The sequence below is a fragment of the Paenibacillus sp. FSL H8-0332 genome (assembly GCF_037963835.1).
In the GTDB taxonomy this organism is placed as follows: Bacteria; Bacillota; Bacilli; order Paenibacillales; family Paenibacillaceae; genus Paenibacillus_AQ; species Paenibacillus_AQ rhizoplanae.
Genome location: NZ_CP150145.1, coordinates 542,295 through 561,507 on the forward strand (window position 1 = coordinate 542,295; position 19,213 = coordinate 561,507).

The 19,213-nt window shown below is 44.5% G+C and carries 18 protein-coding genes; 14 read left to right on the forward strand and 4 right to left on the reverse strand.

The window, feature by feature from the left end; genetic code table 11:
• The first annotated feature begins 26 nt into the window (after nucleotides 1-26).
• The 11 genes from NST43_RS02300 to NST43_RS02350 all read left to right on the forward strand — a co-directional run bounded on the left by NST43_RS02300 (nucleotide 27) and on the right by NST43_RS02350 (nucleotide 10,752).
• Nucleotides 27-998: an ATP-binding cassette domain-containing protein gene (locus tag NST43_RS02300; RefSeq protein WP_339222300.1), complete on the forward strand. Its 972-nt coding sequence runs from the start codon at nucleotides 27-29 to the stop codon at nucleotides 996-998.
• A 48-nt stretch (nucleotides 999-1,046) separates the two neighbouring features.
• Nucleotides 1,047-2,129, forward strand: coding sequence for a polysaccharide pyruvyl transferase family protein (locus NST43_RS02305; protein ID WP_339222302.1), 1,083 nt, complete (start codon nucleotides 1,047-1,049; stop codon nucleotides 2,127-2,129).
• A 126-nt stretch (nucleotides 2,130-2,255) separates the two neighbouring features.
• Nucleotides 2,256-3,248, forward strand: a complete 993-nt coding sequence (locus NST43_RS02310; RefSeq protein WP_339222304.1) for a glycosyltransferase family 2 protein — start codon at nucleotides 2,256-2,258, stop codon at nucleotides 3,246-3,248.
• An 18-nt stretch (nucleotides 3,249-3,266) separates the two neighbouring features.
• A complete protein-coding gene (locus NST43_RS02315) occupies nucleotides 3,267-3,509 on the forward strand; it encodes an acyl carrier protein (protein WP_339222306.1) in 243 nt (80 codons plus the stop codon).
• Nucleotides 3,506-4,750 carry an AMP-binding protein gene (locus NST43_RS02320; RefSeq protein WP_339222308.1) on the forward strand — a complete coding sequence of 415 codons (1,245 nt, stop codon included), beginning with the start codon at nucleotides 3,506-3,508 and terminating at the stop codon, nucleotides 4,748-4,750. Before NST43_RS02315 ends, NST43_RS02320 begins: the two co-directional genes overlap by 4 nt.
• A 4-nt stretch (nucleotides 4,751-4,754) precedes the next feature.
• On the forward strand, nucleotides 4,755-5,477 hold the full coding sequence (locus tag NST43_RS02325) for an SDR family oxidoreductase (protein WP_339222309.1): 723 nt from the start codon (nucleotides 4,755-4,757) through the stop codon (nucleotides 5,475-5,477).
• Nucleotides 5,478-5,829: 352 nt separating this feature from the next.
• A complete protein-coding gene (locus NST43_RS02330; RefSeq protein ID WP_339222310.1) occupies nucleotides 5,830-6,903 on the forward strand; it encodes a hypothetical protein in 1,074 nt (357 codons plus the stop codon).
• 349 nt (nucleotides 6,904-7,252) lie between these two features.
• Complete coding sequence (locus tag NST43_RS02335; protein ID WP_339222312.1) at nucleotides 7,253-8,200, forward strand: glycosyltransferase family A protein; 948 nt, start codon at nucleotides 7,253-7,255, stop codon at nucleotides 8,198-8,200.
• Between the two features lie 530 nt (nucleotides 8,201-8,730).
• Nucleotides 8,731-9,354 carry a glycoside hydrolase family 11 protein gene (locus tag NST43_RS02340; RefSeq protein ID WP_339222314.1) on the forward strand — a complete coding sequence of 208 codons (624 nt, stop codon included), beginning with the start codon at nucleotides 8,731-8,733 and terminating at the stop codon, nucleotides 9,352-9,354.
• A gap of 166 nt (nucleotides 9,355-9,520) precedes the next feature.
• Nucleotides 9,521-10,381, forward strand: coding sequence for an SUMF1/EgtB/PvdO family nonheme iron enzyme (locus tag NST43_RS02345; protein WP_339222316.1), 861 nt, complete (start codon nucleotides 9,521-9,523; stop codon nucleotides 10,379-10,381).
• A gap of 161 nt (nucleotides 10,382-10,542) precedes the next feature.
• On the forward strand, nucleotides 10,543-10,752 hold the full coding sequence (locus tag NST43_RS02350; RefSeq protein ID WP_339222318.1) for a hypothetical protein: 210 nt from the start codon (nucleotides 10,543-10,545) through the stop codon (nucleotides 10,750-10,752).
• 54 nt (nucleotides 10,753-10,806) lie between these two features.
• On the opposite strand, the gene NST43_RS02355 is transcribed toward NST43_RS02350, so the two are convergent.
• Together NST43_RS02355 and NST43_RS02360 are read right to left on the reverse strand one after the other, a co-directional pair.
• On the reverse strand, nucleotides 10,807-11,337 hold the full coding sequence (locus NST43_RS02355; RefSeq protein WP_339222319.1) for a ClbS/DfsB family four-helix bundle protein: 531 nt from the start codon (nucleotides 11,335-11,337) through the stop codon (nucleotides 10,807-10,809).
• A 99-nt stretch (nucleotides 11,338-11,436) separates the two neighbouring features.
• Entirely contained in the window at nucleotides 11,437-11,991 is a 555-nt protein-coding gene (locus tag NST43_RS02360; protein WP_339222320.1) for a histidine phosphatase family protein, read from the reverse strand.
• Nucleotides 11,992-12,057: 66 nt separating this feature from the next.
• Here NST43_RS02360 and NST43_RS02365 point away from each other — a divergent pair, with 66 nt between their 5' ends.
• Together NST43_RS02365 and NST43_RS02370 are read left to right on the forward strand one after the other, a co-directional pair.
• Nucleotides 12,058-12,975, forward strand: a complete 918-nt coding sequence (locus NST43_RS02365) for an AraC family transcriptional regulator (protein WP_339222322.1) — start codon at nucleotides 12,058-12,060, stop codon at nucleotides 12,973-12,975.
• Nucleotides 12,976-12,999: 24 nt separating this feature from the next.
• Nucleotides 13,000-13,575 carry a GNAT family protein gene (locus NST43_RS02370; protein WP_339222324.1) on the forward strand — a complete coding sequence of 192 codons (576 nt, stop codon included), beginning with the start codon at nucleotides 13,000-13,002 and terminating at the stop codon, nucleotides 13,573-13,575.
• A 398-nt stretch (nucleotides 13,576-13,973) separates the two neighbouring features.
• On the opposite strand, the gene NST43_RS02375 is transcribed toward NST43_RS02370, so the two are convergent.
• A complete protein-coding gene (locus NST43_RS02375) occupies nucleotides 13,974-15,749 on the reverse strand; it encodes an ABC transporter ATP-binding protein (RefSeq protein WP_339222325.1) in 1,776 nt (591 codons plus the stop codon).
• Complete coding sequence (locus NST43_RS02380) at nucleotides 15,736-17,511, reverse strand: ABC transporter ATP-binding protein (protein WP_209991938.1); 1,776 nt, start codon at nucleotides 17,509-17,511, stop codon at nucleotides 15,736-15,738. The genes NST43_RS02375 and NST43_RS02380 overlap by 14 nt, the downstream gene beginning before the upstream one ends.
• A 225-nt stretch (nucleotides 17,512-17,736) precedes the next feature.
• Between NST43_RS02380 and NST43_RS02385 the strand changes: the two genes are divergently transcribed.
• Nucleotides 17,737-19,116 carry an amino acid permease gene (locus NST43_RS02385; protein ID WP_209991937.1) on the forward strand — a complete coding sequence of 460 codons (1,380 nt, stop codon included), beginning with the start codon at nucleotides 17,737-17,739 and terminating at the stop codon, nucleotides 19,114-19,116.
• Nucleotides 19,117-19,213: the final 97 nt, after the last annotated feature.

Sequence of the window (19,213 nt, forward strand, 5' to 3'; positions counted from 1 at the left end):
TTAATTTCATCGTCGGAGGTGGGCTTGTGCCACAAATAGAATTATCTAATGTGACAAAGGATTATAAAATACGCAATCGTGAAAGCAATCGTTCTATTTTTAAAGAATTCATTAGACCTAGCTATACAAAAAAATGTGCTGTAAGAAATATCAACTTTACAATTGAACAAGGGGAAATGGTAGGTTTTATAGGTCCAAATGGTGCAGGTAAATCTACAACAATTAAAATGCTTACGGGTATCCTTACCCCTAGTTCAGGTACAGTGCGTGTGTTTGGTCAAGATCCTTGTAAGAACCGCACATTGAACGCTCTTAAGATTGGGGTATTGTTTGGACAGCGTTCTCAAATGCTATGGGACCTACCTGTGCGTGATACTTTTGAAATGTTTAAGATTATGTACAGAATCAAGCCACAGGATTATAAACGCCAGCGAGATAGACTAATTGAAATGCTGGATATGAGTGATTTTTTATCTCAGGCGGTGAGACAGTTAAGTTTGGGGCAACGTATGCGGGCTAATTTGGCATTATCCTTTTTGCACCAACCTCAAGTAGTTTTCCTTGATGAGCCAACCATAGGTTTAGACGTACTTGTTAAAGATAGAGTCCAGGAATTTTTAAAACAAATTAATAAAGAGCAGAATACTACTATTCTACTTACCACACATGATACTAAAGATATTGAAGAAGTAGCTCAAAGGCTTGTGTTAATAGATAAGGGAAAACTGTTATTTGATGGTGAACAAGTTGAATTCCATGAAAAATATAAAGAAACTGAGTATATTTTAGAGGTTGTATTCGATCAGTCTACACCACCAATAATTCACGAACATTTTCAATTACAAAGTGTCGAAACGCAAAAACATTTCTATAAAATTCTACATAATCAAATGCGTAAGGGAGAAGCTATCAGTTATGTTGCTTCCCGTTATAATGTGGTGGATATTCGGGTGCGTGAGTCATCGCTTGAAGGGATTTTGAAAAACTTATATAAATAGTAAAAATTCACTTGAAGGAAATTGTCGAATAACAATTATATAGACTTTTTGGCACTGCTTTTTCTTTCTGTTTGTGCTGATGTAGTCGGAATGGAGTTTATTATGAAAAAAGTTGGGATCATTACTCTTTATTACAAAAATTATAATTATGGTGGGCAACTCGGAGCATTTGCTCTACAAAAAGCTATCTCTAAGCTAGGTTTTCATTGTGAGCAGATTGCATTCAAGTGGCTAAACGAACATACGTTACAAACATATGAAAGCGCTAAAAGTGCTGAACAGTTTAGAGTGTTTTCCGAAAGTATTCCCCATAGTGATCGTTTATATACAGTATCTGATATTGCAGAGTGTGTTGATGATTACGATATTTTTGTTTGTGGCAGCGATCAAATATGGGGTTTGCCATGGGTTATTTCCGATGAGATTTTACCCTGTATGGCACTTTCTTTTGTTACAGCATCAAAACCGAAAATTGCTTACGCAGCAAGCATGGGAGGAGCAGAAATAGGAGAGGAACGAATGAATATCCTTGCTCCACATGTTAATTCCCTAGACTTTGTTTCTGTTCGTGAAAAAAGTGCAGTTCCTTTTGTGGAAACAATGAGTAATGGAGAGGTTACTCATGTATTAGATCCTGTAATGCTTCTTGATAAGTCTGAATGGGATGATATAGCTGCTACTCCTCCAGAAAAAGCCTATATACTCACGTATGATTTACGAGATATTCCAGCGATTAGAGAATATGCTGAAGCCCTTTCAAAAAAGTATGGATACGAGATAATATCTCTTGCGACTGCGGGAGCAGCTACGGTCGGTCCGAAGGAATTTGTTGGGTATATCAAACACGCAAAGTATTTTATTACTAGTGCTTTTCATGGGGCTGTTTTTTCCATTTTATTTAAGGTTCCATTTTTAGTTTTCCCGGTTTCAGATAATCCAAAAGATCCGAAGTCAATGGATTCAAGATTGATAGCTCTGCTGGATACATTTGGTTTATCTAATTGCTATGTTTTTAATAAAAATGATATTCCAAATATTGAAGATATTACTTTTCATCACATTGACGAAGTGAAAACAAGTGCATTTCGTCATGATTCAATTCAATTTCTTAAAGGTGCTTTGGAAACTTAAATAAAGGTGCATGGGCCTTCAAGTTTGCCCTTGAAGGTCCCGGTATTTTCACTGAAGTCATGTTACATACTTGGTAGAGCGTTATTGAATAGAATGTGATATTTGCAGCAAATAGGGGGAATATAAATGACAAAAGTTTCTGTTATCACTAGTACTTATAATAAAGATAAGTATTTAGATATTACATTGGCTGGGTATACGCTTCAAGATAATGATGATTTTGAAATAGTCATTGTAGATGATGGAAGTACTGACGATACTCAGAAGGTAATTCGTAAATACAGTAACAAATTGAACATAGTAAATATACATCAGTCAAATAGTGGAATCGCTGTAGCAAGGAATAAAGCATTGGATGCAGCAAATGGGCAGTATGTCATTGTAACGGATGATGATAGGATCCCATCTCCATCTTTTATTTCGGAACATAAAACAGCTCTTGATCGAGATGAAAAAACTGTAAGTATTGGCCTGCAGTATAGAATATTATCCTATTATACTAATCATTTTCCACTTGAATTTTCGGAGTTTGTAGACTTGTTTGAAAAGCATCCACTATTGTCAAAAATTGATGATGTTGTTCAAGTTTTCACTGCAGAAGATTTAATGAATAGTTTTGCTACAGTAATAGAAGAATGGGCACTCTCTGTGTTCGACCCAGGATCTTTGTTGCCCATAGTAGATCGTTTCGGCGAAGATTTAATTGGATATAACTTTGGCTGGACAAAAGCCTATGGAGGTAATATTTCATTCGATAAAAGTAAATTAACCTCCAGTATATATTACGATACGAATTTCAAAGGTTATGGAGCAGAAGATGTTGACATTTCCTATCAGTTATATTTGCAAAATTATACTTTTAGGTTTACTAGAAAGGCTATTAATTATCATCAAGAACACCCTAGAAATCCAAAGGAAAGACAGCAACAATTTGCGAACATTCAGTATCTTTTGAATAAATATAGTAGTTTAGAAATGTATCTATTAAATGCTGATGTAAAGGGAGAGGCAAGTGCTGAAGCGATTAATTTCACATTGAATTTATTGCAAAAAGATCCCTTTGTATTATTGCCAAAAATAAATGAATTTGTCAGTCGTAAAAGCAAAATAATGAACTGAAAATAAAGGAGAGTAATTATGGAAAATAATATATTAGAAGAAATCAAGATCACTCTTAATGAGATGCTTTTAGAGAATACAGGGGATACATATCCTAAACTAAATATAAATAATAATTTAAGGGAAGATTTACATTTTGATTCCTTTGATATGGCGGAACTGACGGTTAGAATTGAAGCAAAGTTTGGTGTTGATATCTTTGAAGGGGGACATATATATACGGTAAACGATATACTCCAAAAGCTGGAGTTAAAGAGATGAATAAAATCTTCATGAGCATTAATGGACTGGACTATACTTATGCAAAGCTGATCTCAGATTTAGGTGAAATGAATGAGTGTCGTTACTATGTATATTACAAAGATAATGACCCGTATAAAATTTTTAAGCATATCATTCACAGTTTAATTTATGACTATGAAATTGAGGTAATAGATGGAGACTTATCTAGATTAGAATTAATTGATCGTGGAATAGATTATGATTGTTTATCCCAAGTCGTAGAGATAGTAGAAGGAAAGAGGAGAAAAGTTCACACCCTGCCAGAGATAACTGAAATTGAATCAAGTTGTGTAAATTGGCGCATCACATTATATACATCAGGGACAACTGGAATACCTAAACGAATATCCCACCACATAAATACTTTTGTGAAAAATACAAAATGTACAGATAGGCATTCAGATGATATTTGGGCGTTTGCATATAATCCAACGCACATTGCGGGTTTACAGGTTTTTTTTCAGGCCTTCTTCAATAAAAACTCAATAATATATGCGTTTGCAAACTGTAAGGAAATGTTGGGGGATCTATTGGAGAAATACAATATAACACATATATCTGCAACACCTACCTATTATAGGAATACTCTATCTTATTTGAGTAAATGTTATCCTTTGGTAAAACGTGTGACTTTTGGAGGGGAAAAATATGATGCTTCACTGGAAAAATTGGTAGGCTTGACTTTTCCTAATTCAAAAATATTGAACATTTATGCATCAACAGAAACTGGTAGTTTGTTTGTTGGTCAAGGTGAATTTTTTGAGAGAAATGAAATGATTCAAAGGTACACAAGGGTCTCCGAAGAGGGGGAACTTAGTATACATCGTTCGTTATTGGAAGGCTCAACAATTCTTCAGAGTGACGATGATTGGTATTCAACGGGAGATATTGTGGAGTTGAGTGGAAGTAGGATTCGGTTTATTACTAGAAAGTCTGAATTATTTAATGTTGGTGGATATATGGTTAATCCCACTGAAATAGAATATATTCTACGAAATGTTGATGGTGTCTTAGATCTAGTAATTAGAGGAGAAGAAAATCGCTATACAAATAATATTGTAGTTGCAGATATCATTAAAACCCATGATGTTGATGAATTTTTCATTAAGTGTGCTGTTAAACAATACGCTAAAGAACACTTGCAAAGCTGGAAAGTACCACGAATCATTAATATAGTCCAACAATTAAGCGAAACCAGATCAGGGAAGAAAATGAGGTGAAATAATGGTTGTTATAGTTACCGGTCACTCAAGAGGTGTTGGCAGAGAGGTTGTTAATAAAATACTCACGGATACCAACTATACTGTTTTAGGGATAAGTCGTGCTAGTCATGAAAATTTTAAAGACCTTACTAAAGAATATGGAGAACGGTTTCATCACGTTACTTATGATCTGAGTGATATTAAAGGTATTAAACATCTATACCTAAGCAAGTTGAATCTTTATGGGCCAATTGTTGGATTAGTTAATAATTCGGCTATCGCATATGATGACTTGGTTACGAACCTTAATAATGATCAGTTAACAGAAATGTTTCAAGTTAATGTTTTTGCAGCTATGCAACTGACGAAATATGTGATTAGAGACATGATATTGAATAAAAGCAAGGGATCTATTGTTTTTGTATCATCAGTGAGTGCACATACTTCATACAAAGGGCTAAGTATGTATGCTGCGACAAAAGGTGCAATTGAGGCTTTCTCCAAAAGTGTTGCAAGGGAATGGGGAGGGCTTAGTATCCGTTCAAATTGTATAGTTGCAGGTTTTATGGACACCGCTATGAGTTCAACTTTATCAGAGGAGCATAAAAAACGGATTTACCAAAGGACCTCCCTAAAAAAAGGAACAAGTATAGAAAGTGTGGCTGAAACAGCTCTTTTTCTATTGGGTGGAAAATCAGAATCTATTACAGGTGCCAATATATTTGTTGATAATGGGACAATCTGAAGTATTTACCTAGGGGGATTAAATATAAAGCCAGATTTATAAGAGCATCGGACTTGTTAATTCCCATTAAGTTTGCAGATAATCGCTTGAGATAAATGCAGTCATTCATTTGAGTGAAATTGGCAAAGCAGTCTGTTGAAACAGATCAAGTGAGGAAGAACAAATCGAGTCTTTCATGAATATAACTCCACAGGTGAAGATTTACTGAACTTCGTATTTTATATAGTTAATTAAGCCTCAGTTACAGAAATAATGATACATTACTTTGAAATCAAACGCTGCGTATAGATGACGCTTTAGCAATGTATAGTTTACCATCCCTAAAATCAGGGTCGGAAAGGGAGGACTGAAATTGGCGGATTTTACTAAAATAAAGCCATTCAATGATTTGTGGTTAGACTGCATTAAGAACAATATGATTTCTATGCTTATGTGTATAAATGATAGCTTTAAGAATATTATTTTTCAAGCAGAAGTTACCTACCACAATAAATATATTAATCAAAAATTCAATTATGATGGGGAAGAAAAAAAATTTTTTATTGAGGGGTTCTTTACACCCAAAGTTATGTTTTTTATTGATTTTTTAGATCAGCTTTTTGAAAAGAAAGAATATATTTTTAATGAATATAATCCAATAATCTTGCATGATTTTATTAAAAAAGCACTTGATAATGAATGTTGTGTGTTTTTTAAAGTAGATAGATTTTTTTATCTGGACGGAAGAGAAGCGGGGAAATATCATATGGAACATCCCGTATTCATCTACGGATATGATCCATCAAAGCAATGTTTTAAGACCATTGAGGACTGTAAAATACCTGGGACAATGCAGTATTACAACCTTCCTTACTCCGTAATTGAGGCATCCTGCAAAGATTTTATTTCTAAGGGTGAAAGTATTGAATTCGAAGTTGTTCTATATAGACAGGATAACAATTTTGATTTAATGAGTAATAAAGAAGTTTCTTTATTAAATGCAAAAAAAATGTGCAATAATTTATTGGCTCATGGAGGTGTGGCAACCGAATATAATTTGCTATACGAAACCGGTTTAGCCGGAATAACATCGTATGCAAAGAATTTTATTGATTTGTTTTCTGAAATTGAGGAGTTTGGAGTATTTAAGACAAGGGTCGCTCAATTTCAGCAATTTCATGCAAGAAATGTAAACTTAATTAAACATTTAAATAAGCATGGATATATTAATGATCCGGATTCTAAGGACTTGTGCGATCAATATGAACAAATCCGAAGTCTGTGGGGAGATTTTAAACAAAAGAGTTATCAGCTAATCGCAAGAAAAAAATTGAATATACGTACAAGTCATATCAAGAATGATTTATTTTTTTTGTCTATGATAATCTATGAAATAGTAAAATACGAAAGAGAAGCCTTAAATACAATGTTAAGGGTTCTTCCCTAGAAATTAATATTATCTCATGTTTACTTACTCGTTTCTCGGTTTTCATCCATTGAGAGTTGGAATAGTCATGTAAGGATATCATGATTTTCTGGCAAAGCTGGTGGTGGCAATAGAAAACTGTAGAGATATTCCCAAGACATGCTCTAGTCAGGTTTTCCCGATTCTTAACAGGCGAACTATCTTTATTATGTTATATTTATACAAAATTAGTATTTTATTATTACACTAAAAAGTTATTTGTTACCTTATAGGATGATCTAAACTCATCTAAAGTTATTGATTCAAGCAATTCAATTTTAAGATTGTTTAAATATAGGTTAACAATATTTTATTAGGGGCGTGAATATAAGTGTATTCTTCTGTGATCATTCCAACTTATAATAAATCCTTTTATTTAGACTTGACATTATCTGGATTATCTAAACAATCAATGAAAGATTTTGAAGTCATCATTATTAATGATGGTAGTACTGATAATACCGAATCTATTGTGAAGCGGTATGAGCATCAACTTGAGATTAAATACCTTGTTCAAGAAAATGGTGGTAGATCAAAAGCGAAAAATCTTGGAATGGAAAATGCTGGAGGAGAAATACTTATTTTTTGCGATGATGATCGTATTCCAGTAATTAATTTCGTCAGTAATCATGTAGATCACATTGAACATAACAAAAATAGTGTTTCAGTTGGGTTAAAGGAAGCTATCTTGTCGCGTTACACAAACTCTATTAAAACATTCTACATCGATCCTTCTATAAATCTTATTGAGTGTTTTGCCGATTTCTTTCGACGAAATCAAGAACTTTTACATCAAATAGGCAAAGAAAAAGCAATAGATCTGATTTCAGCAGAAAAGTTGCAACTTGACCTTAACTATTACCTTAATAAATATCGTCTGTACACATGCATTGAGAATTTTCTTGAAGTCGTAGAGTATTTCGGCACTCAACTAAATAAATTCCCTATGAATTGGATGTTGGCGACAACGGGTAATCTGGCACTTCATAAATTAAATTGCAATAGCATTTCATTTGATGAAAATTATCAGGGATGGGGTATTGAAGATAATGATTTTGCTTACCAATTAAAAAATGCTGGTTTTGATTTTTATTTCAACACTAATGCAATAAACTTCCACCAAGAACATCCCAGAAACACCCGAATTGATAGAGCACAAGGAGAAGAAAATATACAAAGATTTTTTAATAAATATCGTACAAATGATATCAAATTATATGAAAGGTTTTTTAACGGAGAATACACCTTACATGAATTAATTGAGTTGTCTATGAAATAGAATTAAACACTTGATCTCTTTCAAGAAAATGGCCAGTACCTACTTCAGTTGTCGCGTATGCATCGCCGCAAACTGAACCCAAGACACGTACCCCAGTAGCTTCATAGATTCGTTTCCCGTTGCAGAAAAATTAAATGTAATGGTAGATAGCATCATAGGTTTGTTGCTTTGTTTTAAACCTGATTCAGATGAGCGTCCTGGTTGGGCTTGTTCATAAGAAATTGCTGTTTCAACAGATAGGAGCAATGGGCTCATTCTGAAACTGTCGATACTTCACCATAGCCATACTTTCACTGATTAGCTTTAAGCGGAGCAAAACCCCCCTGGTTTCGACCCAATAATTCCATAATATCAATAAAAATTGGGGGTTAATCTTTAGTTTGCAGAGAGTAATGTAAACGCTTACTAGATATAATTTTCTCGAAAGGAGGACAAGTAAATATATGGGATAACCATCAGGATAAGTTATATTCTGCTGGGAGCAGCAAGCTGCAAGCAAACACATTATAATCGGGAGGTATTAATTTACAATGAAAAAGAAACTTCTTACGGTATTAATGACAGCGGCACTGAGCTTCAGCGCGTTCGCAGCCACTGCAGGCGCAACAGATTATTGGCAGAACTGGACCGATGGCGGCGGAACCGTGAATGCGGTGAACGGAAGTGGCGGGAATTACAGTGTGAACTGGTATAACACCGGGAACTTCGTAGTCGGTAAAGGCTGGACCTACGGCACGGCGAACCGGGTCGTGAATTATAACGCGGGTGTCTTTTCACCTTCTGGCAACGGTTATTTGACCTTCTACGGATGGACCCGAAATGCCCTTATTGAATATTACGTGGTAGACAGCTGGGGGACTTACAGACCTACCGGCCAGTTCAAAGGTACTGTGAACAGTGACGGAGGTACCTACGACATCTATACCACGATGCGTTACGATGCTCCTTCGATTGACGGAAATGCTACATTCCCTCAGTACTGGAGTGTAAGACAATCGAAAAGACCGATCGGCAGCAATGTTCAGATCACGTTCAACAACCACGTGAATGCCTGGAAGAGCAAAGGCATGAATCTGGGAAGCAACTGGTCTTACCAGGTACTGGCTACCGAAGGATACCAGAGCAGCGGCAGCTCCAACGTAACCGTGTGGTAATGGACAAGCTGACCGGCACCTTGCCGTTCCGGCAGTGGCGTAAGTTCAGCTAACCGTTGACAGGCTAAGGCCGGCCGGGTGTACAAGCTGCCGGCCTTATCATTTTCGCGCACCGAACTGCGCTTAGGTCCTGTACCTTGCCCATCTGCTCAAAGGAGAGGTATTCATGAGAAAACCATTAATGATTCTGATTCTATGCATGGCAATCGCGGTTATAGCCAGTGCCTGCGCGCAGGAGAAGCCTGCCGCGGATGAGCGTTTAGTGCGGGTAGAAGGCGGTACCTTTAAAGATACGAAATCCAATTACTACGGGACAGAGATGACCCTCCCGGACTTTTACATCGGTAAATATGAGATCACCCAGCAAGAATGGCTGGAAGTGATGAAGAATAACCCCTCGCAGTTCCAGGGGGACAAGCTGCCGGTAGAGAGCGTAACCTGGTATGATGCCGTGGAGTACTGCAATGAGCGGAGTGTGAAGGAAGGCCTGACCCCCTATTATAATATAGACAAGAATACGGTCGATCCGAATAATACAAGTGAGCGGGATTTCATGAAATGGACTGTAACGGCCAATGAAGGGGCGGACGGTTACCGTCTGCCGACAGAAGCCGAGTGGGAATATGCAGCAGGCGGAGGCCAGATGAGCAAAAGCAACCCGTATAGCGGAAGCGGCAACCCGGAGGAGGTAGCCTGGTACTGGAGGAACTCCGGCGATCAATTCCTGACCGGGGACTGGAACTGGCCTGCGATTGAGAACAACCATAGCCAGCCGAGAAATACCGGCCTCAAGCAGCCCAATGAGCTGGGAGTGTACGATATGTCAGGCAACGTAAGGGAATGGTGCTGGAACTGGTACGGAGAAGGGGATTCGAATAGCAAGGCCGGCTCGGTCCGGCTGGTGAAGGGAGGCGGCTGGATCGGCGGGGTGAACAATACAGAGGTATCCTTCCGCGGCAAATTCGAACCGAGCAGCCGGGGGAATGACCAGGGCTTTCGTGTGGTTCGTGCTGTTGCTGGCAAGTGATTCACCCGCAAGTATTCAACAGGAACAGAATAGTGTAAGCAGCAAGCCTTCGGGAAGCTTTTCCGGCATGAGCGCATCTATGGATGCGGCGGCTGGAGAGGACCCGGAGGTTTTTGCGCGTCCTGTGAATCCTTTTAACTTACATCACCTTAATCATTAGTGTGCTTAGCTGTTCGCTGCTGCTCACTTCCTGCGAAGCGGTCACTGCTCAGAATATTACAAGTGCAGACTTCAATTCCCGGCCCGGCGGGTTCCCCGGCATGAACGGCGGCGGCACCAACTTCAAGGACGGGAGCAGGGGAATGAACCGGGAAGACCCTGGCAGGAGGGAGATGCAAGGGTCAGACGGGAGAGCAGACAGCACGCAATGATTGCGAAGCAGTGGACGCTAAGCTGCTAGGCGACTTTGTAATACTGCCACTATGTCACTCTGCCAGTCCCTCAGGACAATGCTTTTTCCATTTCCGGATCTTCCCCCGGAAGGTCTTGAACGGAGCGGCAGAGTTAATGTGAATCCACCGGGCCATCGGCCAGTTCTCCTTGGTTCCGGTCCATTGACGTGCGCCCTGGATGAACAGTTCCTCTTCCGTCAATGTGCTGATCCAGTCCAGCCACTGCTGCTCGGATTGCCGGAAGAGCTCACGCAGCTCGGATAGAGAATACTCCGCATATTTGCTATAGAAGGACTGATACAACCCGCCGAGCTGATTCCACTTGTAATCCGCAGCAGGCATGGAGAAGGTCTGTCCTTCCAGCTCACTCCGGTCCCAGCTCCGCACCAGCTCCAGCCAGCCCAGCTGATAAGCGATGATCTCGGCAGGGGTTTTGTCCACCTCGGGAATTCGCGTATCCTTATATGTATTGTTAATTCCGTCATACTCGGCATCCAAGAGCAGGTACAGATTATGGATCGTGTCCATCAGCTCCTGCCGGGACGAGTATTCATAGCTTGCCATAACAATCACTCCTTTCTTCTGGTTATACCACAGGGTTGTGACAACAGTCTGTCCAGTTTAACCGGGCGCATCGAAACTATATGTGTGGCCAAAGGGAGTCTAGCGCCAAATTCGCTGTACCCCCACAAGCTTGTCCTCATGGAAGCTTAGCTTATAAATGTCGGGCATTTCTAACTGCTTCCAGAAGCTATAATCATAACGCTTATCCAGAGCATTCATGATCAGGACCATAATGTTACCGTGCGTTCCGATAGCGATCGAATTACCTTTATATTGCTGCATTACGTTATAGAGTGCTTGTACGCCTCTCTTTTGGGCAACCAGATTGGATTCTCCTCCCGGCCAGGCGAAGGAAAAGTCCTCCCATACCCTGGAGATTGCCTGCCCGAAGTCGGGTACAGGTTCTGAAGACAAGATTCTTTCTTTAAAATCATCTTCGATTACAATCGTAGTCCTAAGCGGTTTCTCCAACCCCTCGATGGTCTGTATAGCCCGTGTATAGGGACTTGAGATCAGAATGTTAATATTCTCATGGAGGAGTAGACGGGTAACTCTCCGTGCGTCTGCCCGTCCATCCTCGGATAAAGGTCTATTCAATTCGTCGGTAGAATAAGTAGAGTGGGCATGCCGTACGAAGTACAGAGTGGTAACCATTGACTATCGCCTCATCTATTAATATTTGTACAGTATTGTAACACGAAGGAGACGGGGGATTCAGTGATGAAGGAGCAGTATGGGGAGAGGATCGAGCAGGTCATTGCCTACATAGAAAATCACAGCAGCCAGCCGCTGCGGCTGGACCAGCTGGCGGATATCTCCCATTTCTCCAAATTTCATTTCACCAGAATATTTACAGCCTTCACCGGCATGACGCCCATGGCCTTCGTAACCAGGAAGCGTATCGAGCGGGCATTGGTGCTGCTAACTGAGACGAACCTGACGATTCTGGAGATCTCGGGGAATTGCGGGTTTGAGTCCGTATCTGCGCTGGGCGTTCATTTCAAGCGGCACTACGGCTGCCCGCCGGGCACCATCAGAAGCAGGAACCGCAAACATAGCAATTTCCCGTCAGTCCTCAGCAATAAGCAGGCAGAGCCAGCGGCCCTGGCGGATTACAATAAAGCAGAAGGGAATCCGCTGTTAAGGAGGGCATGGGACAGTATGGTGGAACTCAGAGAAATTGCAGAAGTTGAAGTCGCTTACGTCAGGCATATTGGAAGTTACCTGGACACGCATAACGCATGGGACAAGCTAACTGGCTGGGCTGCTCAGCAAGGATTCCATCCGGCGAATCAGCAGTTTATCGGAATCTCACTGGATGACGGAAATCTTGTTCAAGAGTCCGTTTGCCGGTACGACGCCTGTGTGACGCTCCCCGGAGATTTTGAGCAGGAGGCCCACCGGGAGGAGGTAGAATATAAGAACCTATCCGGCGGGCTGTATGCGGTGTATTCCTACTATGATACGGTAGATAGATTTGTCCTTGCGTACGATACTATGTTCAGCGTATGGTTACCCCGCAGCGGCTATGAAGCCGATGACCGGCCATGTCTGGAATTCTGTCTGAATAATCCTGCGCAAGACCCGCAAGGCAAGTGCAGGGTTGATCTGTACGTCCCCATTAGGCCAAGCGCTTAAGGATCAGAGAAGGGAGTGCCCCGGGTGAAGATGGAGATTGTGTTTGACCAGTTCCCTGTCTTAAGGTCAGAGGAGCTGGTACTGGGCAAGATTGAGGAGCAGCATCTGGACGGGCTGTTCGAGATTTACAGCAATGACCAGGTGTTCGAATATTGCGGGATTATCCCCAAGCGCAACAAGACGACGGTGAAGAGCATGATCGGTCATTATGAACGGGATTATGGCAAAAGATCAAGGATCAAGTGGGGCATCTTCGCCCCAGCGGATGATACGCACCTCCTCGGGATCATTGAAGCCTGCGACTTCAATCAGAAGGTCAATATGGTGACCATTGGCTACTTCCTCGCGGAAGCCCAGTGGGGGAGGGGCCTCGCCTCCAAAGCCGTTGAGCTGTTGACTGCATTCCTGTTCCAGCAGGCTCAGGTGAACAGAATTCAAGCGGAAGTGATGCTGAATAATGAGCCTTCCAAGAAGGTGCTGCTGAAGAACGGATATGTCAAGGAAGGAATGCTGCGGCAAGCGGCCCTCTGGTCCGGCAAGGGAGTGGTCGATCTGGAGATCTACAGCATGCTTAGGGAAGAGTATATGAAGGTTCTATAACCGGACCATGAGGCCCTTATCTTTTGGAAAAGACAGCTTTACAGCTCGCCCGCGGACTGAGAGGCCGTTATAAGGCCAGTTGGTGATGGAAATGAGGCAAGAGCGACTAGTTAAGTGCATGTGAGTCCGCTTAGCCCCCAAAATGGTGCAATTTACAGGAATAGCGGCTCTCCAGTCCGCATGGATCGCAGCAGGAGTGCTGCTTAATTGCACGAATTGATGAAGCCAGCAACCAGCAGACTTAGGTGGTAACGGATCGTGCATACAGCACACATTCTTCACAGAATATGTGCTGTATGGTCCATCCAAGCACGCCAAAAACCGCAGACAGGGGAGAACCCCTGCTGCGGTTTTTCGTGTACGCCTATTCGTGTCCAAGCCTTATCCTGCGTTGCCCATCAGGCTTCCATCTTCTGCGCCGTATACAGCCGGTGGTACAGGCCGCGCAGGGCGATCAGCTCGTCATGGGAGCCGCTCTCGGCAATGCCCTTGTTCGAAACGTACATAATCCGGTCGCAGTTCTTCACCGTAGACAGCCGGTGCGCGATGATGAACGAGGTGCGTCCCTTCAGCAGCTCGTTCAGCCCCTTCTGGAGCAGACGCTCGGTCTGTGCATCGATGGAGGAGGTGGCCTCATCCAGGATGAGAATCCGCGGGTTGGCCAGCAGCGTTCTGGCGAACGAGATCAGCTGCCGCTGTCCCTGGGAGAGCTTGGAGCCGCGTTCGTTCACCTCGGTCTGGTAGCCCTGATCGAATTCGCGGATGAAGTCGTCCGCGCAGACCGCCTTCGCGGCGGCGATGATCTCCTGCTCGGTCGCATCCGGTCTGCCATAGCGGATATTATCCAGAATGGTTCCCGAGAAGATGAAGCTGTCCTGCAGCATAATCCCCATCTGGCTGCGCAGCGATTTGAGCGTAATCTGCGAGATATCCTGTCCGTCGATCAGAATGCGTCCGCCGGTCAGGTTATAGAAGCGCGAGATCAGGTTGACGACGGTGGTCTTGCCCGCTCCGGTCGGACCGACCAGAGCAATGCTCTCTCCCGCTGCGACATCGAAGGAGATATTCTCCAGGATATTCAGGCCCGGATCATAGGCGAAAGTGACATCATCGAACGTCACCCCGCCCTGAACGGGCGGAAGGGCCTTAGCGCCGGGAATATCGCTGACCGTCACCGGCTCATCCAGCGTCTCGAAGATCCGCTCCAGGTAAGCTACCGCATTGATGAAGTTGTTGTACAGGTTCGACAGGTTCAGGATCGGCTGCCAGAAGCGGGCCGCATAGCTGCTCATGGCGAGAATGACGCCCAGCGTCATATTCTGCGGGTCCAGAGTCAGCAGGCCGACCAGGAAAATCATAGCCGTAACAATGGTAGACAGGTTATCGACACTGAACGGAATCAGAATGTTGTAACGCAGAGCCTTCATCCAGGCCGTACGGAAGTTACCGGCCAGACGGGTGAAGATCCCTTCATTGCGTGTCTCCCGTGAGAACATCTGTGTGACGCCGATGCCGCTGATGCTCTCCTGCAGATAAGCATTCAGGTTGGAGCTTTTGTTCGATACCGCCTGCCAGGCCCGGCGCTGCCGGGTCTTGATCAGCAGCATGACGCCGAGGAATACCGGCAGTCCGGCCAGAATGATGAAGGAGAGCCGCACATCCACGGCGAACATGAACACCGCGATGAAGATCAGGTTCACGATTTCCAGGATGAAGTTGATAATCCCGTTGGATAACACATCGGAGACCCCGTTGACGTAGTTCACGACCCGGATCAGGATTTTGCCCTGCGGACGGTCGTCATAATATTTGAAGGGCAGCTCCTGCAGATGCTTGAACAGGTCGGTGCGGATATCGAAGATAATATCCTGTCCGACGCTTGTCATTATCCGCGAGCGGATCGTAGCCAAGATTACACTGACCACGATGGTCGCCAGCATCAGCAGGGACCAGCCGGTCAATGCGCCCATGTCTTTGGCCGGAATAGTTACATCCACCACATGCTGCATGATCAGCGGAGCCGACAGGGCGATCGCCGCTGACAATGCGCTGAGCGCGAATGCGATCAGCATCGGCTTCTTTTTGCGTCGGATATAGACCATGGCCCGCCGGAAATGCTTGATATTGAACGGCGATTCCAGATTCTCATCAACATCGAATTTATTCCTGGCCATTCACGGTCACCTGCCTTCCAATACCCTCGTTCTGAAGCATGAATACATCATAGTAATAACCCCGCTTCGCCAGCAGCTCGGCATGGGTCCCTTCCTCAATCAGCCGGCCGCCCTCCAGGATCAGAATGCGGTCAGCCTGGGCGGTAGTGGATACCCGCTGCGCAATGATGATCTTCGTGCAGGGGTACTCCAGATCACGCAGGCTGCGCTGAATATGCTCCTCCGTCTCCAGATCGACCGCAGAGGTCGTATCATCGAGGATCAGAATCGGACGTTGGACCGCCAGAGCACGGGCCAGCGCAATCCGCTGCTTCTGGCCCCCGGACAACCCGACACCGCGTTCCCCGACTACGGTATCGTAGCCTTCAGGCATTTTGACAATGAAATCATGGGCAGCGGCCAGAGCCGCGTAAGCCTTCGCATCCTCTTCAGGCAGATCAGGATCGCCGTAAGCGATGTTGCCGTCAATGGTATCGGAGAACAGCAGGACATCCTGCGTAGCCATCCCGATGTTCCCCCGCAGCTCATCCAGCTCCAGCTCCCGGACATCTCTGCCGTCTACCAGCACACGCCCTGCAGCCACATCATAGAAGCGGGGGATGAGGTTGATCAGTGAGGTTTTGCCGGAGCCGGTGGCCCCCATAATTGCAATGGTCTCTCCGGGCTCAATTGTGAAGCTCACATCATCCAGCACGGTAGCGTTATCATATTTGAACCGGACATGGTCGAATTCAATCCGTCCCTCATAGCGGCGGCGCTCCACCGGGTTATGGTCATTGGCAATCGCCGGACGGGCGTAATAGATGTCTACAATTTTGGATAAGCTGGCAAAGAAACGCTGAATATCATTAATAATTATTCCGATATTGCGCATGGGATTCGAGACCGCCCAGATCAGCGAGGAGAACGCCGTGAACTCACCGAAGGTAATCCGCCCCTCCATCACGTAGTAACCGCCGGCCAGCATCAGCACAACGTTGAAGCCTTGAGCGAAGGTCTCCAGATAAGGGAAGTAGTCAAGCCAGACGAGGGCCGCTTTTTTATTCGCCACCGCGTAGTTGACATTCTTCTCTGTGAACTTGGCAATCTCGAACTCCTCACGGGCAAAAGCCTTCACCACCCGGTTCCCGGAGATATTCTCCTGGGTCGTCGTGTTGAGCTGGGACAGCCGTTCACGCAGGTCGATGTACATCGGGCGCACTTTTTTGGCGAAGATGAAGGCCACGACGAAGATCGGCGGTGACAGGATCAGCATCCACAGCGTCAGCTTCACATCAATCGTGAGGAAATAAATGACGGCTGCCAGGAAAATCGTCAGCGATTCAATAATCGTCTTGAAAATCCACGCCATCGAGTGGCGGACCATATCCAGATCCCCCGTCATTTTGGTCATCAGGTCTCCGGTGCGGTTGCGGTCATAATAGTCCCGGTCCTGGCCCTGAATCTTGTTGTACAGATAAATCCGGATATTGTACATCATATTCTGTGAAGAAATTTCGTACTGCATGGTCGTGAAGTATGCCAGCCCTGTACGGAGCAGAGAGAAGCCGATCATGCCCAGGCAGAGTGCAATGAGCAGTCCGCGTCCTGTAGCAAGATTCTCTCCTGCGTGGTCACCGGCAATGAACGTATCGACGATGCGCTGGCTGATGTAGGGGTTCACAATCGTAAGACTTGAGCCCACCACTGAGAGGCAGAGCGCCACGATATACCGCGCCCGGTTGCCCTCCAGGTTCTGCCACAGCCATTTGATTTCAAACATCTGATCACCTGTTTCCTGTTGTTCTTGATAAATAAACACAGTGATTATAACACTATGGTTCAAAATGTATAGGTTTTCGGGCAATTTTTTGTTACAACTCACCAAACTTTTTGCCGGAGTAATTCTGCATTGCGTTAATGTAGATCACAGCTTACAATGACTCTTACAGATTATGATAGTTACGTTTTTCACATGCGAAGCATACATATGAGGGGGAGCATTTCGTTGGAATCCAAACAGTTAACCAGAGGACTTAAGCCGCGGCATATCGAGCTGATCGCCCTGGGCGGCACAATTGGCGTGGGATTATTCATGGGCTCGGCAAGTACGATTAAGTGGGCGGGGCCTTCCGTGCTGCTTGCGTATCTTTTGGCAGGAATCATTATGTTTTTTGTGATGCGGATTATGGGGGAGATGCTGGTGGTGGAGCCGGTGACCGGTTCGTTCGCCACTTTTGCCCACAAATATATCAGCCCGCTGGCTGGCTTCCTGACCGCCTGGAGTTATTGGTTCCTGTGGGTGACAGTCGGGATGGCGGAGGTTACGGCGATTGGAATCTATGTCGGGTACTGGTTCCCGGATATTCCGCAGTGGATTCCGGCGCTGATCGGTGTGGGCATCATTGCAGCAGCCAATCTGGCGGCGGTGAAGCTGTACGGGGAGTTTGAATTCTGGTTTGCGATGATCAAGGTGGTCGCTATTGTCGTGATGCTGGTGATCGGCACCGGGGTGATTTTCTTCGGGCTCGGGAATGGCGGGCAGCCGCTCGGACTGTCCAATCTGTATAGCCATGGCGGTTTTTTTGCCGGAGGGCTGAAGGGCTTCCTGTTCGCGCTCTGCATTGTCACGGCGGCCTATCAGGGGATTGAGCTGGTGGGGATTACGGCAGGGGAAGCGGAGAATCCCAAGCAGACGTTGCGAAAAGCGATCAAGAATATCATCTGGCGCATTCTGATTTTCTACGTGGGGGCCATCTTCATCATTGTGACCATTTATCCGTGGAATGAGATCGGCGAGATCGGCAGTCCGTTCGTGTTGACCTTCGCCAAGGTAGGGATTGTCGCTGCGGCCGGCATTATCAACTTCGTGGTGCTGACAGCGGCGATGTCGGGCTGCAACAGCGGAATCTACAGTGCGGGAAGAATGCTCTACACGCTGGCCCAGAACGGACAGGCTCCGAAGTTCTTCGGCAGAGTCTCTGCCAGCGGAGTGCCGCGTAACAGTATTATTACAACGATTTCCCTGCTGCTGGTCGGCGTATTGTTCAACTATCTGATGCCGGACTCCAAGCTGTTTCTCTATATTTACAGTGCCAGCGTGCTTCCGGGAATGATTCCGTGGTTCGCCCTGGCCTTCAGCCAGTTCAGATTCAGAGAGCGGTGGGCAGGCGAGATGGCAGCCCATCCGTTCAAGTCCCGCTTCTTTCCGGTCAGCAACTACATTATTATTATCTTCCTGTCGCTGGTCATCATCGGCATGTGGTTCAACCCGGATACCCATCTGTCGCTGATCGTCGGCGCGTCCTTCCTGGCTATTGTTGTGGCGGGGTATTATGCGTTTGGGATCGGCAAACGCCGGATGCCTGGGGATGGGGAGGAAGTGTAGTTCTTCTAATTTGGATTGGAAACGAAGTGTCGGATTTTATGAGCGGCATGGCTTCAAGATGTGGTATGTCCAAATGTATCGTTAATAAAAAGGCTTC

What these genes read in the sequence shown, in the direction of transcription:
- NST43_RS02310 (WP_339222304.1), top strand. Translation starts at nt 2,256, where the DNA reads ATGACAAAAGTTTCTGTTATCACTAGTACTTATAATAAAGATAAGTAT.
- NST43_RS02315 (WP_339222306.1), top strand. Translation starts at nt 3,267, where the DNA reads ATGGAAAATAATATATTAGAAGAAATCAAGATCACTCTTAATGAGATG.
- NST43_RS02320 (WP_339222308.1), top strand. Translation starts at nt 3,506, where the DNA reads ATGAATAAAATCTTCATGAGCATTAATGGACTGGACTATACTTATGCA.
- NST43_RS02325 (WP_339222309.1), top strand. Translation starts at nt 4,755, where the DNA reads ATGGTTGTTATAGTTACCGGTCACTCAAGAGGTGTTGGCAGAGAGGTT.
- NST43_RS02340 (WP_339222314.1), top strand. Translation starts at nt 8,731, where the DNA reads ATGAAAAAGAAACTTCTTACGGTATTAATGACAGCGGCACTGAGCTTC.
- NST43_RS02345 (WP_339222316.1), top strand. Translation starts at nt 9,521, where the DNA reads ATGAGAAAACCATTAATGATTCTGATTCTATGCATGGCAATCGCGGTT.
- NST43_RS02355 (WP_339222319.1), bottom strand. Translation starts at nt 11,337, where the DNA reads ATGGCAAGCTATGAATACTCGTCCCGGCAGGAGCTGATGGACACGATC.
- NST43_RS02360 (WP_339222320.1), bottom strand. Translation starts at nt 11,991, where the DNA reads ATGGTTACCACTCTGTACTTCGTACGGCATGCCCACTCTACTTATTCT.
- NST43_RS02365 (WP_339222322.1), top strand. Translation starts at nt 12,058, where the DNA reads ATGAAGGAGCAGTATGGGGAGAGGATCGAGCAGGTCATTGCCTACATA.
- NST43_RS02375 (WP_339222325.1), bottom strand. Translation starts at nt 15,749, where the DNA reads ATGGCCAGGAATAAATTCGATGTTGATGAGAATCTGGAATCGCCGTTC.
- NST43_RS02380 (WP_209991938.1), bottom strand. Translation starts at nt 17,511, where the DNA reads ATGTTTGAAATCAAATGGCTGTGGCAGAACCTGGAGGGCAACCGGGCG.